The organism is Lactobacillus sp. PSON (assembly GCF_052615405.1).
In genome coordinates this window covers 227,670-244,745 of record NZ_JBQXFW010000006.1, presented here as the reverse complement: position 1 = coordinate 244,745, position 17,076 = coordinate 227,670, and the positions used below count along the sequence as shown (strand labels likewise).

Here is a 17,076-nt window from a genome sequence, read left to right as displayed (position 1 = left end):
GATTAAAATCTTTTGATAACAGAAAAAGCCCCCGGAAAATTATATGTTGCCGGAGAATATGCAGTTTTAGAACAAGATTGTCCTGCAATTTTGGTTGCAGTGGATCAATTTGTACGTGTTTCAATCACTGAGAATCAAACAGGTACTGGTCTTATCCACTCTAAACAATATTCACAAGATTCCATTCATTGGGTACGTCAAGGATCCAAAATGGTAATTGATAACAGAGACAATCCATTTGAATATATTTTGTCTGCTATTTCTTATACAGAACAATATTGTATTGAACAAAACATTCCTATGAATGTTTATGATTTACATGTTAATTCTGATCTTGATTCAGCAGATGGTAAAAAGTACGGTTTAGGCTCTAGCGCTGCTGTTACTGTTGCTGTAGTAAAGGCTATTTTGCGTTTTTATGGTGTAGAACTCGATAATGAATTGATTTACAAGCTTTCTGCTATTTCGCATTATTCAGTTCAAGGCAACGGTAGTGCAGGTGATATTGCAGCTAGCGTTTATGGTGGTTGGCTTGCTTATCAAACTTTTGATAAGAACTGGCTTAAACATGAATTGAAGTATAAATCATTATCAGAGGTTGTAAATGAAGCTTGGCCTGGTCTCAAGGTACAGTTATTGACTCCTCCTGAAGGGATGAAACTTTTAATTGGTTGGAGTCAACAACCTGCTTCAACTTCTCGTTTAGTTGATGAAACTAATGCTAATAAAAAACTTTTAAATAATGAATATCAAAAGTTTCTTATTAATTCACGCGAATGTGTATTAAAGATGATAGCTGGTTTTGAAAAAAACGATATTGCAACTATTCAAAAACAAATCCGTATAAACCGTAGTCTTTTACAACATTTTGCAAAAATCAATCAAATTGCCATCGAAATTCCACGTTTATCTAAATTAATCAATATTGCGGAAAACTTTGGCGGTGCTGCCAAAACTTCCGGTGCTGGAAATGGTGATTGTGGAATTGTGATTATGGATGATCATACTGATGCCAATGCATTAGAAAAAGAATGGAAGAACAATGGTATTCTTCCTTTGAATTTTCATGTTCATCAAATAACTTTTTATTAATTAACAAAAAGGTACTTATGTCAATTAGATCTAAAAGAAAAGAAGAACATCTGGCATTAGCCCAGATGTTTTTTGATGAAAAAAAGAAAAATAGTTTTGATCAAATGCACTTACTACGGCCTGCTCTCCCAGAAACTGTAGTAGATATTGATTCAATCAAAACAGAAATGTTTAATAAAAATATTTCTGCCCCATTTTTTATAAATGCAATGACTGGTGGCTCAAAAAAATCTTACCAAGTTAATAAAGCGCTAGCTAAAGTAGCAGCTCGTGAAAACATTGCTATGTCACTTGGATCAGCTAGTATTTTAGTAAGTGAGCATGAACAATTAGATAGCTTTTATGTTGCTCGTGAAGAGAATCCAGATGGTATACTAATTGCTAATGTGAATCCACTAACACCTGTTAAAAATGCCCAAACAATTGTTAATGAACTACAAGCAGATGCTTTGCAAATTCACATTAATACAGTTCAAGAAATATCTATGCCAGAGGGTGACCGAAATTTTAAGTGGATTGAAAATATCAGAGAGCTCAGACAAAAAATTACGGTTCCAATTATAGTAAAGGAAGTTGGTTTTGGCATAGACACCTCTGCTTTACAACTTTTACAAAATATTAATATTGAATTAATAGACGTTGCCGGCAGTGGCGGAACAAATTTTGCTGAAATTGAAAATGGCAGAAATAAGCGAGATGTTTCTTATCTTGAAGATTTGGGACTTCCTACAGTAATAACTGCTTTAAAAGCGCAAAAATTGGGTCTAGAATTTATTGTTTCAGGCGGGGTGCGTAATCCACTAGATGTTTTAAAAGGCCTTGTACTAGGCGGAAAATACGTCGGTATTGCTAATACTTTTTTGCAAGAATATCTAAAAAATGGTGAAGATGGACTTTTTGAAGAAATTCACGCTTGGAAAAAAGAATTAGCTGGTCTAGTTGCCATTTATGGTTGTAATAATTTAGATGAATTACAGCAAATTAAAAGCTACTATGACTTACCATTAAAAAATATAATTGATCAAATCGTTTAGCAAATAAAAACAGCCTTAATAAGGCTGTTTTTATTTATTTAAAATTCTTAGTCCTTTAGGATAAAAGTTTTTAAGAGTTTTTCCTGCAATTTTACCAAAACTAAAAATCATATCCTTATAGCTTACTAATACAAAGCCTTTCAGAGAACTGTTAACCTGAATTGTTTCTCCATGTAAATAGCTTAAAAATTCATCTTGAGTAGTTAATTCAATTACTTCTTGTTGTTCAAGCTGTCCTAAAACTTCTGCAAGCTGATGTCCTGGTTCAAAACGATTCTTCTTTAAAATGCCTAACTCTACCCCATTATTTAATATCTTTAATCCCTTAATTTTTGTAGGATTTATTACTGGGATAAATACATGATCATTTCTGACTAAAGCTGTTTTTTTCCAATTAGAAATACTTGAAGGTAATGCAAATTTACTTAAAACTTTATCAATTAATTCTTTATCTGAATTAGATAAAGAATTTGGATTCTTTTTTCTTTTTCTTTTCTTTGAAGCTGATTTAACTTCTACTTCATTTTCTGGCAATTTAAGTAATGCTGCAAATTGTCCTTCCCCTAAATTATCTTGGGGCCAAAAGCGGAGCGTTTTAGTTAAGTCTGGATTTCCATTACTCCATTCAGGATTTCCATGACTTATTTTATTCGAAGCTACATTTTCTATTGGTAAAATTTGCATATCATAAGTATCAACTAACCATTGAACAATGTGTTCATCTTCCTCAGGCGAAAAAGTGCAAGTTGAGTAAATTAATTGACCACCAGGAACTAACATTTTGACAGCAGCATTTAAAATTTCTTGTTGTCGTGTTTTACAAGTTTGCACATAGTCGGCAGACCAGTATTCAATTGCTTCTGGATTTTTTCTAAACATCCCTTCTCCACTACATGGTGCATCTACTAAAATTTTATCAAAAAATTGCGTAAAATATGGTACTAATTCATCTGGACTTGCATTAGTTACTAATGCATTTGTAATGCCCCATCGTTCAATATTTTCTCTTAAAATTTTTGCTCTAGTATTAGAAATTTCGTTCGCTACAAGAATTCCTTCGCCTGCTAATTGTTCCCCAAGACCTGTACTTTTTCCACCAGGAGCTGCACATAAATCCAGTACTTTCTCACCTGGTTTTATTTGTGCAATATGTGCTGGAAACATTGCGGATGGATCTTGTGAATAAACACTTCCACTTACCCATTCAGGGTCATTTCCTGAAATTTCACCATAATAGCCATTTTTTATATCAGGAATTTTTTTATTTAAAGGATATGAAACATTTGGACTTTTCAAAAGATTAATTCGAAATGCTTTTTTGCTATTTTCATTCATAGCATCAAACATTTCTTGTGCTTTTGTTGTTCCAAGCAAATTTTGATATTTTTCTTTAAATTCAATAGGTAAATTAAGCACGGATATTTTCCCTTCTCTTTAAAATAATAATTTCAAAACCATAACTTAAAATCATCACAATAAAACTTATAATAAGTAATTCAATTAAATGGTCAGTTTTTGAGAAAAATGCTCGCCAGCATAAAAAGCAATATGCAGTTAATGTAATTAAACCTTCTGCTAATAATAATCTTAAACTCCTGTTGACTAGCCAATTTTTCATTAAACTTCCGCGCAAATTAGTTCTTCTAACTTGACGCCAATTCACAAGTGCAAGAATCATATTACAGATTCCAATTACAATCCAATATCCAATAATCATAAGAATTTCATTGATTACTGATAAACGATGAATCTGGTGTTTCTTAACAAATTCTGGTATATGAACTGAAGTATGGTAATGCTTAGCAATTTGATTAATTGTTTTATTATTGCTATCAATAACAATGCGATAATTCTTAAGTTTTTCTTTGGCAGTTGGCTGATTTATACCAGTACTTAAATAGTACTTAGTTTGGTCCATCTGATGATAGTGCTTTAAACTACCAATAACAGAATAATATCTCTTATTCCAAAGAACGTAACTATTAGATTGAGCATGTAATGTTTTTATCTTAGTATCTGGTCCTAAAATTGCAAATGACACTTGTCCCTTAAAATCATCAGGAACAAAGTACCGTCCACTTTCTGTTGGAACAGTAATCACACTATGATTAGCCCATACTAAAACTTGATTCTTTTGAATTTTATTATCTAAATGTAATTGAATTTTCTTATTGTGATATGCTTTATCTAAATATTTTAAAAAATCTTCAACACTTTGATTATTATCAATATCAATATATCGAGTATTGTTACTAAGACCGTGAGCTTCTAACAACTGATTCGCTTCTCTTGATTGAACATTAGATAATACGGCTCCAATTCCTAAAAGGCACAAAAATATGGTAAACAATAATAATATCTTTTTATAATTCATCTACTTCAAATATCTTTTCATCTATAAAATCATAACTAATAAAGGACTGATTAATTTTAGCAAGTTCTGGAGTTTTTTTAAAGTGGGTTAATTTCCAAAATTCTGGTGAATTAGTTGCTCCATTTTTTTCACCAATAAATAATAAACGAGCTTGAGGATTATATTTACGCCATGTATCTATTACTTCTAAATCACTTTTTCCAAAATTTGGCGACCATGCACATAGTATTAAATCTACTTTGTTATACTTTTTTATTGCATCTGCAGCATTTAAATTTTCAACATTGAAAATTTGATTCTGTCCTGTCGAAGAAGTTTTAGCCCATTCCAATGAATCTGTAGCTATTGTTTGAATACCCACTTCATTCAAAGCTTTAGTCCAATATGCATTTCCCGCCATAATCTCTACACAAGTTTCAACTTTAAATTCCTGTTTGATTAATTTTGCCGTAGTTAAATTAGGCAAGGACCAGATTCCAAATTTTAGTGATAAAAATTGTCTCACACTATTTAACATATTGTTAATAATTCTTACACTATTAGAATCATTATCCTTTGCTATTTCTTCTATCTCATCAGGATACAATCCTAAACGACACGGAGCTTGCATTAGAACCTGCTTTTTAGCAACAGTTTCTACTATTTTATTTATCTCATCTACTTGCTCTTGTACTATTCTATTATCTATTTTTTGATTAATTGTGTTTAGTTTTTCTATAAATTTTGTCATTTCTTAATACCTATAAATGATTTTACCATTCACTTGCCAATAAATCAGTTATAATAATAAACAGTATGATATAAGGAGAGGTTTTATGACAAAAAAATCAAATAAAAAGAATGAAGAAGACGAAAGTCTAGGTAAATTTATACTAGACGTTGTCATTATGTTTGCCATTTTGATTGGCATTTACTATCTTGTATTTAGTTTTGTCTTATCAAATGAAACTGTTTCAGGTCCTTCTATGCAACCTACTTTTGAAAACAATGATAGGTTAATTGCAGTAAGACATTTTAAGCCTGAAAGAAACGATGTTGTCATTTTGAAAGCACCAGATCAAAAGAATGCACTTTATATCAAGCGTATCATTGGTATGCCGGGAGATATGGTAACTTCTAAAAATGATAAAATGTACATTAATGGTAAACAAATTTCTGAGCCATATCTACATAATGCATTACAAGAAGAAGCCCATAAAGAAGGTGAATTATATACAAATAATTTCACTTTGAAAAAGCGTGTGCCTAAAGATAGCTACTTCGTAATGGGTGATCACCGCGATGTTTCAAAAGATTCACGATATTTTGGTTTTGTAAAACGAAGTGCTTTAATTGGTGAGGTAAAACTTCGTTACTGGCCATTCAATCAAATTCGTACATTTTAAAATTGACTTAAATCTTTTACTTTTTAGAGTTTTTAGTTAGAATTAACTTGTAAGGAGATTTTCAATATGAACCAAGAAGATTTATCTAATGCTATTATTGACTATCAAGTTAAACATCATGTTAATGATACTGACTTAGCATTTGCTAGTCATCTTTCAGTGGAAAAAGTTCACTCAATGAAAGTTGGCGATGGTGAATTTACTGCTGAAGAAGTAAATCAGTTATATGATTATATGGCAGCTAATCATTAGTTGTTAAACCCTTTCGAAATTTTTGAAAGGGTTTTTATTTTATTTTATTTTTATAATTTAGTAACAACCTATTAAAGCTGCGTTTTATCAAAAAAGAATTGCTTTTTTTAGCAATTCTTTTTTCTAATTTTTAACTTTAGTTTCAACAAATTTATTAATCAACCAAATATTCAAACTTCCTAAAATCAAACTAATTATAGCTAACTCAATGTCAGTTACTTGCATTGACCCAACTTCTCTAATATTTGAATGTACCATTACAGAATCTGTAAACTTAGTCATCATAAAATTAGTAAAATGATCATTAATCTGCATTCCCACATACACACCAATTATAACTAGAATTCCCATTACTAACATTTTTACCCATGTAGTATTTTTAACTGGCAAAAAGTCAACAATAACTCTAGTTGAAAAATTAGTAAAACTAACAAACATTGAAATAGTAATAACAATTAATACTAAAAACAATCCAAATATTACTGCTCTACCCCAAAAATTAAAAGGATAATCAACATATCCAATCAAATCATTGAAAACCATTGTAGATTTTGGAATAGTTACAATAAGATTAGCTATAATTTGAACCACAAAAAGATACATACAACACATTAAAGTTGACATAATATTTGCAAGGTAAAATTTAGTGCTAGAAATCGGAATTTGTCGCCAAGTTTGACTTAAATTTATCTTTTCATTTTGCCAGCACATTATTCCTAAAAATATTACATCAAAAAACACAGTTGAAAGAATTGTATCAGAATATAATAATTCTTGAAATGTTCCCATAGCTTTAGCTTGAATATTAAAAGCTAATAAAGCTAAAATGGCAATAAACTGAACAATCCATACTAAATATACAAATTTACTTTTTTGTTTAAACATTTGCTTAGTAATAGCTAAGAAATTTACCACTCATATCCTCCTATCTATTTACTATTTTGGGTTCTACATACTTGTTGATTAATATTATATTAAAAATCATACAAATTAAACCACATACAAACACTTCTAAATCTGTTATCCACAATGGTTCTGAAACACTATTAAAGCTTAAAACATTACGAATCTGTCCATCACATAATATATAAATATAAGTTGCAAATATAACTAAAATAGCTATTACAAGCCATCTAACATATTTGGTGCTTTTAACGGGTAAATTATTTATAATTCCATATGATGCTAAATTAATTAAATCAATAAAAGTGAATGTAGTATATGCTAAAATTGCTATTAATAATATAAGACATCCAAAATCTAAAAATCCTTGAATATCTGGATTAGTAGCTAGATTACTTGATATAGCCTTAATATCATAAGCAAAGTCCTCATGAACAGATATTCCAATACATAATGCTAAAATACTTAAAACTACAATTTGTATAACAAAAAGATACAAACAACTAAGTAAATTAGTAAATAAATTACTTAAATATAATTTAACATTTGAACTCGGCATTAAATGCCATGTTTGACTCATATTAATTTTTTGACTATCAAATGCCAATAACCCAACTAATGTTAAGTCAGCAACTCCTGTTGTAATAAATCCCCATGTACTAGGAATTGTCCATAATGTAGATGATGGCCCCCAAAAGCTTACAACCCAATTATCAGTAACCAGATGTCCATGTACTTGAATAAGAGTTGAAACAGTCATAAAAACTACAGCAAATAATTGAACCAACAATACCAGATAAATATATTTTTTCTTTTGATTGAATATTTGCTTAAAAACTGATTTAAAATCAGTCATATCTTAACTCCTATCTATTCCCTTTGGCTTCAACGAACTTCTTAAATAAAACGATATTTATTCCTCCAAAAATAATATCGAATAACAAAAAGTCAACAACTGCAGCTTCCATATCAGTTCCAAAATTTGTATTGATAAAGCGACTTTCATACATTGCAGAAGTTATATTTAAGAATTGAATTAAAAGCCAAATAACTAATACTAGCATCACAACTCTCACTATAATAGCTGTTAATCTTGCAGCTTTATCAGGTAAAAAGTCAATAATTGTTCGAGTAATAAAGTGATAAAAGCTAACAGTTATATACCAAGCAAGACCCAGCAAAAGAACTAAAACAGCTTCTTCACAAATTAATTTCCAATCAATTTGTGACCATACATGTTCTTTATTCATCACAGTAATTAATTCTGCTATTCCTTTTCGAAATTCATTAGATCCTACATAAAAAATAATAGCTCCAATGATTCCAACTAAAGCTTGTAGCACACATAGATAAATAAATGATAAAAATGATGATAATGTATTTATTATGTATAACTTCTCAGAATTTATTGGAATAAGTTGCCAAGTTTGGCTTCGATTGATTTTTTCATTTTTCCAACTCGTCATAATAAAATAAGCAAAACTGGTAAAAATACTAAGTACTAAAAAGCCTATGACAAATGTAATCATATAAATTAACAACTTATTATGCATTGCTACACCAATAAATTCAGCATGATTCATTTCACCAGAATTAAATATTCCAAACGCAGTTATTACAAAAGCCGCAATTAATTGAATAATAATCAACAAATATACTGATTTAGATTTTTGTTTGAATAATTGCTTAAATAAAGTCCATGACTTTGTCATAATTAATCATCATCCTCTTCATATAAACCTTCATAATACTCTTCAATACTCTTATTTTCTGAACGAATTTCATCAGCTGATTTATGTTCTAATATCGTCTTGTTCTTTACAATGACTACTTCATCAAGCAGAGTTGCAATTTCATTAACAAAGTGATCAGAAATCAAAATAGTAGCTTTAGGATCTTTCCATAAAATAATAGAGTTAATAATCTTTTTACGTGCCATTGCATCAATTCCACCAAAAGGCTCATCTAATAAATATAAATCTGCCTTACGAGCAAAAGTTAGAGCAATAATTAACTTTTCACGCATTCCTCGAGATAGTTGGCTAAGTTTCATATCTAAGCTCAACTTCATAAATTCCCGCAATTGTTCAAATTCATTTACATCAAAATCATTAAAAATATTTTGATAGAATTTAACAACTTCTGAAATTTTCGTTGAATCACTAAAGCCAGTTAATCCATCTGTAAAGGATAATTTTGCCTTTCTCTCAGCTTCTTTTATACTTCCGTCTAATTGGATGCTACCTCTATAATTTTTAGCAACACCAGCTATAATTCGCATTAACGTGGTTTTACCAGCTCCATTTTCTCCAAGAAGCGCTACAATTTTACCTGATGATAAATTTAAGTTAACATCATGCAAAATTACTCGCTGATTTTTCTTATAAGTCAAATCTTTAATAGTCAATAAGTTAGCCATTATGTTCCTCCTCTAAATACTCTTGCAAAACTTTTACTAAATCATCACCACTTATCCCTAGTTTTGCCATATTTTGAATAAATTCATCAAGTTGATTATTTATTAATGACTTTTTTGTAGCTTTAAGCAATTCTGTATCTTCAGTTACAAAATTTCCTTCTCCACGTTTTGTATAAAGAATCCCTCTATCATTCATTTGTTGAAGAGCTCTTTGAACTGTATTGATGTTTACAGTTAATTGTAGGGCAAGTTTTCTAACTGATGGGATTTTTTCTCCAGCTTTTAGTTCACCCATTGCTATTTGCCTATAAAGATACTGCTCAATTTGTAGATAAATTGGAATATTATCTTTAAACTCCACTTAATCACCTTCTGTTCACTGTATTATTTATCTATTACAGTATAATAATATTATTTTTTTGCTTATTAATCAAGTTATTTTATCAACTGATTTTGTTTCACAATGTTTATTTTTTACAGGCAAAATAAAAAACAGGTTATATTTCCTTGATATAAAAGGAATTACAACCTGTTTTTTGCAATTAACACTATTAGTGTATAACTTTTGCATAATTTTTGATAATCGCTTACATTGCTTGAATAATAAGCAATTAAAAAGCTGTGGATATCTAACTATAAATAGAATTTTTACATGATTTTGTTTCACTATTTATTACGTTCTGCATTAAGTTGTGCCATTTTAATCATTACATCGACAGCTTTATACATTGATTCAAGAACTGTATATTCATAACGTCCATGCATATTTTCTTCTCCAGCAAAGATGTTAGGACAAGGAAGTCCCATATAAGTTAGCTGTGATCCATCTGTCCCACCACGCACAGGGTCTTCGTTAACTTCTAGCCCTTCTGCTTTGTATGCATCCCTAGCTAAATCAACAATATCCATGTGTTTTTTCAACTCATCTGCCATATTGTAGTATTGGTCCCACATTTTTAATTTAATTCTTTCAGTACCAAAGTTTTTATTCATTTTTTCTACAATTGACTTAACTAAGTTTTTACGTTTTTCAAGTCCATCTCGTTCAAAATCACGAATAATATAATCCAAATGAGCACTATCAACAGTTCCATCAAAGTTCATTAAATGGAAAAATCCTTCTCGGCCTTCAGTCTCTTCAGGACGGTCATGGTCAGGTAATTGATCATGGAAGTCAATTCCTACTTGAATAGCATTAATCATCTGGCCTTTAGCTACTGCTGGGTGAACATTTACACCTTGAATATCAAGACTAAATTGTGCAGCTGAAAAAGTTCCCCAATCAAGTTTTCCAGGCGCTTCACCATCAACAGTAAAAGCAAAGTCTGCTCCAAAATCATCTACATCAAAGTGTTCTGCACCAGTTCCAATTTCTTCATCTGGAGTAAAAGCTAGACGAATTTTTCCATGCTTAATTTCTGGGTGAGCCATTAAATACTCTGCAAAAGTTATGAGTTCTGATACCCCACACTTGTCATCTCCACCAAGTAAGGTATCACCAGAAGCAGTAATAATAGTTTGACCCTTATATTTTCTTAAATTAGGAAAAACTTCTGGATCTAAATAAAATTCAGAATCACCTAGTTGAATTTTGCTTTCTCCATCATAATTTTCATGAATTTGTGGCTTAACATTTTCAGAGTTAAAATCTGCAGTATCTGAGTGAGCCAAAAATCCCATTACAGGTACATCCCATTCAACATTTGATGGAATTTCTGCAATTACACTTCCTGCATCTTGATTATAATGAATATCACTCAAGCCTAATTCTTCTAAGTCTTTCATGATAACTTCTTTTTGAAACTTTTCTTCACGTTCTGTTGATGGAAAACGAGTTGAATGTTCATCAGAACGTGAATTTACTTTTACATATTTTAAAAAACGTGGTAGTAAATTTGGATATTCCATAATTTTCTCCTTTAACTAGAATAAATCTTGAAATGGATTCGTTGAAACTTCAGAAAGCTCAACTCCAACATTCCATTCTTCTTCATTATTCCACTTTTCAAGTAATTCATAAACTTTATACTTAAAAAGTTTCTCAGTATAATGGCCTGGATCTACAACAGTTAACCCTGAAGAAACAATGTCATGACCGACATGATAATAAATGTCCCCCGTAATAAAAGCATCCAGTTTTTCTTCTACGGCTCTATGCCAATATTTTCCTCCATCCCCGCAAATAAACCCAACAGTAGAAATTTGTTTTTCATTATCTGCAGTAATTAATCTTGCCATTTTAATATTCATTTTTTCTTTAACATAATATGCAAAGTCATAAGCTGACATTGGTTTAGGAAGATGACCCTTGCGTCCAATTGCTATTCCATCATCATCTAAAGCAAATGGCTCAACATCTGTTAATTCAAGCTCTTGAGCTTGCCAATCACTTGATCCATCTTGGGCTTTATCAGAATTAGTATGAATTGAATAAACAGTAATTCCATTTTTAATAATCTTACCGTACATCGCATATTGAGGATCGCTGAAATCAAGATTCTTTGCAGGTCTAAACATCACTGGATGATGGCTAACTATTAAATCAACACCTTTTTCAACTGCTTCATCTACAACTTCTGGTCTGACATCCAGTGTTGTCATTACTCTAGTAACAGGAGCATTTATATCTCCAATTTGCATCCCTACTGGATCACCTTTACTTGCAATATCTTCTGGAAATTTTTCTCTTAATTTGTTAACAATATCTTTAACTTTAGTCATTTAATTCTCCTTCAATTAATTCAATATTTCTTTTTACTTGTTCAATTCTTTCATTATCTTTTTGGCGAGCTTTATTCAAATTGACCAGCAATTTTTTATAATAGTTTAATTGCCCTTGCCACTTTTGATAAAATACTGGATTTTTCTCTTTTAAAATAAAAGGTCCAAAAAAGATTTCTTCTTCCGTTAAAGAAGCTTTCTCTTTAACTAATTCTGCTTTAATCAGCTCATAAGTATGCCCAGCTTCTGCAATCAAATCTTCATCTAAAATTTTATAGTTGTGATTCATTAGCCATATTCGAACTCCAGCTTCACCAATATTAGGTTCTAAAACTAAATTCTTAAATTTAAAACCATTTTGATCTGCATCTTCTAGAATTTGAGACATTAATTTACCTCCCATTCCAGCTATTACTACTGTATCAATTTTATCTTCATGCTTGATTGTTTCAAGACCAGCACCTAATCTAGTTTCAATTTTATCTTGAAGACCTGCTTCTTGAATATCATCTTTGGCGTTTTGTAATGGACCTGCCGCAATATCACTAGCAATGGCAAAATTTATTTTTCCTTCTTTTACTAACTCAATTGGCAAATAAGCGTGGTCAGTTCCAATATCCGCTAAACGAGTATTTTCATCAACCATTTTTGCTAAAGTATTTAAACGTAAATTCATAATTTCCTCACCTTTATATATTTCTCATTATAAGTGTACCTTAATTTGATTAAGAATAACCAGAATTTAAAATTTTATTTACATTTTTTGTAACTAGTTAAAAGAAGTTTGTTATAATCGACACAAGAAAGATGGGGTAAAAATGAATAGAACAGAGTCAGTTACACTAACGAATATGTGCATGATTAAAAATAAAAATAAAATATTAGTTTTAAACAGAAACGATAAAACATGGCCTGGATTAACTTTTCCCGGGGGGCATGTTGAAAATCATGAAGCTTTTCATGATTCTGTTATCCGTGAAGTTAAAGAGGAAACAGGCTTAACAATTACAGATCCACGTTTAATCGGAGTTAAACAATTCTTCGATAAGGATGATAATCGTTATATAGTATTTTTTTACATAGCAACTAACTTTACTGGAAAAGTCAAAGCTTCTGATGAAGGAGAGCTTTATTGGATGACAAAAGAAGAATTACAAAATCACAAGCTTGCATATAATTTTGATCATGATTTGCCGATTTACTTTGATGATAACTTAAGTGAGCATATTCTAGATGGAAAGCGAGATGAAGTTTTCTAATGAAAAAGCAAGGAAAAATATTTTTTATTATCGCTTTCATTGCAATTATATTATTTGCCTGTGTGCCCTTGTCTAAGAAAAATCTTCTCTTTACAAAACATCAATCCACTCATAAAGTTAACAAAACTACTAAAAAGTCTGTTCATAAAGCAACTTGGGGATATCCTTTTGAAGTACTTTACCATAAAAACATTAAATTTAAGAGCGGCCAAAAATTTGGTGAGACTGATGTTTTAAGACGCCCAGATAAACAAAGCTACTTTCATGATGGATATGATTTTGGCTTTTCGGAAGTTGGTCATTCTCCTGTTTTAGCAGTTCATGCAGGAATTGTACATAAAATCAAATATCGTCCTGGAATGGGACTTTATGTTTGGGTTATAAGTCAAGATGGTTATGTTGAAATTTATCAAGAAGGATTCTTAAGTATTACAGATATTTACGTAAAAAAAGGTCAACATATTAAATTAGGTCAAAAGATTGGTAAACTAACCGGTTCACATATTCATTTAGGTGTCACTAAAACCGATAAACATTACATAGATAAACACGGTGATCCTTGTGGAAACTGGTGGAAAAACAACGGTACTTGGCTTAATCCTATGAAAATTATTAAAGATGATATTTCTGAAAGCAAAAAATAATAAAAAAGGTATTTGAGTAATAAACTCAAATACCTTTTTATATAATTATTAATCTAAAAAGTCACGTAATTGGTTAGAACGACTTGGATGACGAAGCTTGCGAAGAGCTTTAGCTTCAATTTGACGAATACGTTCACGAGTAACGCCAAATACACGTCCAACTTCTTCCAAAGTACGTGTACGACCATCATCAAGTCCAAAACGAAGACGTAAAACATTCTCTTCACGATCAGTTAAAGTATCAAGAACTTCTTCAAGTTGTTCCTTAAGCATTTCATAAGAAGCATGTTGTTCAGGACTTGTAGCATCCTTATCTTCAATAAAGTCACCCAAGTGTGAATCGTCTTCTTCACCAATTGGTGTTTCAAGAGACACTGGTTCTTGTGCAATCTTTAAAATATCGCGAACTTTATTAGTTGCCATATCCATTTCTGCACCAATTTCTTCTGGAGTAGGTTCACGACCTAAGTCCTGTAATAGTTGTCTTTGAATACGGATTAACTTGTTGATAGTTTCAACCATATGAACAGGAATTCTAATAGTACGAGCCTGATCAGCAATCGCACGAGTAATAGCCTGTCTAATCCACCAAGTAGCGTAAGTTGAAAACTTAAATCCAAGACGATAATCAAATTTATCTACAGCCTTCATAAGACCCATATTACCTTCTTGAATAAGATCAAGGAAACTCATTCCACGTCCTACATAACGTTTTGCGATAGAAACAACTAAACGAAGGTTAGCTTCTGCTAATTCTTGCTTAGCTTCTTCATCACCAGATTCTATTCTTTTTGCGAGTGCAATTTCTTGATCTGCATTTAACAATGGAACACGTCCAATTTCCTTCAAATACATACGAACCGGATCATTCATTCGTACACTTGAAGGAGCAGACATATCCTTTAACTCAGCTTTTTCAACATCTTTTTGCTTTTTCAAAGCTAGTTGTGAAGGATCACCATTTTCATCAACAATGCTAATTCCATTGTCTTCAAATTCTTGGACTAATTGATCCACTGCCTTACCTTGCAAATTATAAGGCTTGATTAAACGGTCAATAAAATCCTTTTCAGTAATCGTCTTGCTTTTCTTCACATCTTTAACGACTTCTTTAACCATCTTATCTAAAGATAGCTTTTGTGTTTCAGTTCCCTTTTCTACCACTAAAAAAGCCTCCTTCTAGCCTAAGTCCCTTTTCAAAGTCAAAATTTGACCCATTAATTGAAGAATCTCATCATCATCAGATTTGCGCTTTGCATCCTCTAAGTCCTTTTGTAGCTTATCCAGCTTCGAATTGATTTTGCGCTTTCTTAATGCATTCAGCTGTTCTTCAAGTTCTTCATCAGAAGTTTCCTTAGGCATATCTGTCATTTCAGCACTTACTATTATACTCTGTAATTGCTCAGGAATAAAATCTAAAAACTCACTTATCGTATAATTTTCATGAGTTTCTACAAACTGAAGCCATAATTCCGCAACTTGTGCATAATTATCACTTGGAAAAAGAAATTTTTTATTTATTAAATATTCTCGTGCTGACTGAGAATGAATAAATAAATATATCAATCTCTGTTGAACTTTATCAACTTTTTCAACTGATTTATTTACTATTTCTGGAACCGATCTATCTTCTCTTAAAACAGTATTAGCGTAATTAGTGTTCTTATGTCTATTAGCTGTTCTAAGTCGTCTATTTTCTCTAACTAAGTTTGCCTTAAGAGCTCGTGCAGAAACATTTTGCTCTTGGGCTAATCGGTTAATATAAATATCTTGTTCAACAGGATTCATTCTTTTAGCTATTTCTTTAATAGCTTCATCTAAATATGTGACTTTTTCTCGTTCATTATTTAAATTATACTTTACAGCTAAACGCTTCAAAAAGAACTCTGTTGAGCTTAATGCTCCAGCAATTTCTTGATGATATTTTTCTGAACCATATTTCTTAATGTATTCATCAGGATCTAATTTTTCCGGTAAAACTACTATCCCTAAATTAAAATTAGCAGTTTTTTCGAATAAATTCGCTGCTCGCTCTTCTGCATGAATTCCCGGATCGTCGCCATCATAATTGATGATGATATTATTAGTAATTCTACGCAACATATAAATTTGCTGATCAGTCAAACTAGTACCCATAGAAGCAATTCCGCTTTTAATTCCAGCTTTATATGCTGCAATAACATCCATATAACCTTCATATAAAACTAAATGTTTTTCTTCACGGACACTTTTTTTAGCTTCTGAAAAATGAAACAGAACTTTTGATTTAGTAAAAATTTCTGTTTCAGGACTATTCATATATTTTGCTTCATCCTTATTATTCGATATACGCCTGCCTGAAAAAGCAATTACTCGTCCACTTTCATCGCCTAAAGGAAACATAAGCCGATCTCTAAACCGGTCAAACAATTTTCCATCTTCGCTTTGAACAAAAAGTCCACTTTTTGCTAAATCATCATTTGAATAGCCTTTACCAGATAAAAATGTTAATAATAAATTTTCTTGATTAGGAGCATATCCCACATTAAAATGATTTAAAATTTCATCAGATAGTTCACGTTTACGAGCATATTCCATTCCAGGTTTACCAGCATTCATCATCATTAAAACCCGATGATAAAATTCTGCAGCATCTTGATGCATTCTCATCAAAGGATTTAACTTTTTAACTGAATCACTGTTTCCATAGCCAGTAGGCATTGGAATGTGCGCAAATTTTGCAACAGCTTCAACACTTTCAGGAAAAGATAAATCATCTTTATACATCAAAAATTTAAAAACATTTCCACCTTTTCCACATCCAAAGCATTTAAAAAATTGATTCTCTTCATTAACGGTAAAAGATGGTGTTTTTTCCTGATGAAAAGGGCAAAGACCTAAATAGTCTTTGCCTTTCTTTTCAAGTGAAACATACTGGCTGATAACGTCCACAATATTCACACTGCTACGTACTTCCGAAATAAAATCTTCTGGAATAAAACCAGCCATTATAT

The 17,076-nt window shown here is 31.2% G+C and carries 19 protein-coding genes; 6 read left to right on the top strand and 13 right to left on the bottom strand.

Annotated elements, in window-relative coordinates:
* Positions 1 to 12: 12 nt before the first annotated feature.
* Together ACTHPI_RS06890 and fni are read left to right on the top strand one after the other, a co-directional pair.
* Positions 13 to 1,092, top strand: a complete 1,080-nt coding sequence (locus tag ACTHPI_RS06890; RefSeq protein WP_445353430.1) for a phosphomevalonate kinase — start codon at positions 13 to 15, stop codon at positions 1,090 to 1,092.
* A gap of 17 nt (positions 1,093 to 1,109) precedes the next feature.
* Entirely contained in the window at positions 1,110 to 2,126 is a 1,017-nt protein-coding gene (gene fni, locus ACTHPI_RS06885) for a type 2 isopentenyl-diphosphate Delta-isomerase (protein WP_445353429.1), read from the top strand.
* 30 nt (positions 2,127 to 2,156) lie between these two features.
* Here the strand turns inward: fni and ACTHPI_RS06880 are convergent, their stop codons facing one another.
* The 3 genes from ACTHPI_RS06880 to ACTHPI_RS06870 are packed head-to-tail and all read right to left on the bottom strand — an operon-like array spanning position 2,157 to position 5,230.
* Positions 2,157 to 3,542, bottom strand: coding sequence for an RsmB/NOP family class I SAM-dependent RNA methyltransferase (locus tag ACTHPI_RS06880; RefSeq protein WP_445353428.1), 1,386 nt, complete (start codon positions 3,540 to 3,542; stop codon positions 2,157 to 2,159).
* Positions 3,535 to 4,500 (bottom strand): hypothetical protein, encoded by a 966-nt coding sequence (locus tag ACTHPI_RS06875; protein WP_445353427.1) that lies wholly within the window; start codon positions 4,498 to 4,500, stop codon positions 3,535 to 3,537. Before ACTHPI_RS06875 ends, ACTHPI_RS06880 begins: the two co-directional genes overlap by 8 nt.
* Positions 4,490 to 5,230 carry an SAM-dependent methyltransferase gene (locus tag ACTHPI_RS06870; RefSeq protein ID WP_445353426.1) on the bottom strand — a complete coding sequence of 247 codons (741 nt, stop codon included), beginning with the start codon at positions 5,228 to 5,230 and terminating at the stop codon, positions 4,490 to 4,492. Before ACTHPI_RS06870 ends, ACTHPI_RS06875 begins: the two co-directional genes overlap by 11 nt.
* Before the next feature lie 85 nt (positions 5,231 to 5,315).
* Here ACTHPI_RS06870 and lepB point away from each other — a divergent pair, with 85 nt between their 5' ends.
* Together lepB and ACTHPI_RS06860 are read left to right on the top strand one after the other, a co-directional pair.
* Entirely contained in the window at positions 5,316 to 5,885 is a 570-nt protein-coding gene (gene lepB / locus ACTHPI_RS06865; RefSeq protein ID WP_445353425.1) for a signal peptidase I, read from the top strand.
* Between the two features lie 66 nt (positions 5,886 to 5,951).
* A complete protein-coding gene (locus ACTHPI_RS06860; RefSeq protein WP_445353424.1) occupies positions 5,952 to 6,137 on the top strand; it encodes an LBP_cg2779 family protein in 186 nt (61 codons plus the stop codon).
* A gap of 123 nt (positions 6,138 to 6,260) precedes the next feature.
* Here ACTHPI_RS06860 and ACTHPI_RS06855 read toward each other — a convergent pair whose 3' ends face one another.
* The 8 genes from ACTHPI_RS06855 to ACTHPI_RS06820 form a co-directional block, all read right to left on the bottom strand.
* Positions 6,261 to 7,052, bottom strand: a complete 792-nt coding sequence (locus ACTHPI_RS06855) for a hypothetical protein (protein WP_445353423.1) — start codon at positions 7,050 to 7,052, stop codon at positions 6,261 to 6,263.
* 10 nt (positions 7,053 to 7,062) lie between these two features.
* Positions 7,063 to 7,896 (bottom strand): hypothetical protein, encoded by an 834-nt coding sequence (locus tag ACTHPI_RS06850; RefSeq protein ID WP_445353422.1) that lies wholly within the window; start codon positions 7,894 to 7,896, stop codon positions 7,063 to 7,065.
* Positions 7,897 to 7,906: 10 nt separating this feature from the next.
* Positions 7,907 to 8,752 carry a hypothetical protein gene (locus ACTHPI_RS06845; protein WP_445353421.1) on the bottom strand — a complete coding sequence of 282 codons (846 nt, stop codon included), beginning with the start codon at positions 8,750 to 8,752 and terminating at the stop codon, positions 7,907 to 7,909.
* Between the two features lie 2 nt (positions 8,753 to 8,754).
* A complete protein-coding gene (locus tag ACTHPI_RS06840; protein ID WP_445353420.1) occupies positions 8,755 to 9,459 on the bottom strand; it encodes an ABC transporter ATP-binding protein in 705 nt (234 codons plus the stop codon).
* Positions 9,452 to 9,820: a GntR family transcriptional regulator gene (locus tag ACTHPI_RS06835; RefSeq protein WP_445353419.1), complete on the bottom strand. Its 369-nt coding sequence runs from the start codon at positions 9,818 to 9,820 to the stop codon at positions 9,452 to 9,454. Before ACTHPI_RS06835 ends, ACTHPI_RS06840 begins: the two co-directional genes overlap by 8 nt.
* A gap of 305 nt (positions 9,821 to 10,125) precedes the next feature.
* On the bottom strand, positions 10,126 to 11,367 hold the full coding sequence (pepT, locus tag ACTHPI_RS06830; protein WP_445353418.1) for a peptidase T: 1,242 nt from the start codon (positions 11,365 to 11,367) through the stop codon (positions 10,126 to 10,128).
* A gap of 15 nt (positions 11,368 to 11,382) precedes the next feature.
* Positions 11,383 to 12,180 carry a Nif3-like dinuclear metal center hexameric protein gene (locus ACTHPI_RS06825; protein ID WP_445353417.1) on the bottom strand — a complete coding sequence of 266 codons (798 nt, stop codon included), beginning with the start codon at positions 12,178 to 12,180 and terminating at the stop codon, positions 11,383 to 11,385.
* A complete protein-coding gene (locus tag ACTHPI_RS06820; RefSeq protein ID WP_445353416.1) occupies positions 12,173 to 12,856 on the bottom strand; it encodes a tRNA (adenine(22)-N(1))-methyltransferase in 684 nt (227 codons plus the stop codon). The genes ACTHPI_RS06825 and ACTHPI_RS06820 overlap by 8 nt, the downstream gene beginning before the upstream one ends.
* A 142-nt stretch (positions 12,857 to 12,998) precedes the next feature.
* On the opposite strand from ACTHPI_RS06820, the gene ACTHPI_RS06815 reads away from it, so the two are divergent.
* Together ACTHPI_RS06815 and ACTHPI_RS06810 are read left to right on the top strand one after the other, a co-directional pair.
* Positions 12,999 to 13,439, top strand: a complete 441-nt coding sequence (locus ACTHPI_RS06815; RefSeq protein WP_445353415.1) for an 8-oxo-dGTP diphosphatase — start codon at positions 12,999 to 13,001, stop codon at positions 13,437 to 13,439.
* The gene (locus ACTHPI_RS06810) at positions 13,439 to 14,083 is read left to right on the top strand and encodes a M23 family metallopeptidase (protein WP_445353414.1); all 645 of its coding nucleotides are present in this window, start codon (positions 13,439 to 13,441) and stop codon (positions 14,081 to 14,083) included. Before ACTHPI_RS06815 ends, ACTHPI_RS06810 begins: the two co-directional genes overlap by 1 nt.
* A 48-nt stretch (positions 14,084 to 14,131) precedes the next feature.
* Here the strand turns inward: ACTHPI_RS06810 and rpoD are convergent, their stop codons facing one another.
* Complete coding sequence (rpoD, locus tag ACTHPI_RS06805) at positions 14,132 to 15,247, bottom strand: RNA polymerase sigma factor RpoD (protein ID WP_445353413.1); 1,116 nt, start codon at positions 15,245 to 15,247, stop codon at positions 14,132 to 14,134.
* 15 nt (positions 15,248 to 15,262) lie between these two features.
* The gene (dnaG, locus tag ACTHPI_RS06800; RefSeq protein WP_445353412.1) at positions 15,263 to 17,071 is read right to left on the bottom strand and encodes a DNA primase; all 1,809 of its coding nucleotides are present in this window, start codon (positions 17,069 to 17,071) and stop codon (positions 15,263 to 15,265) included.
* Between the last annotated feature and the right edge of the window lie 5 nt (positions 17,072 to 17,076).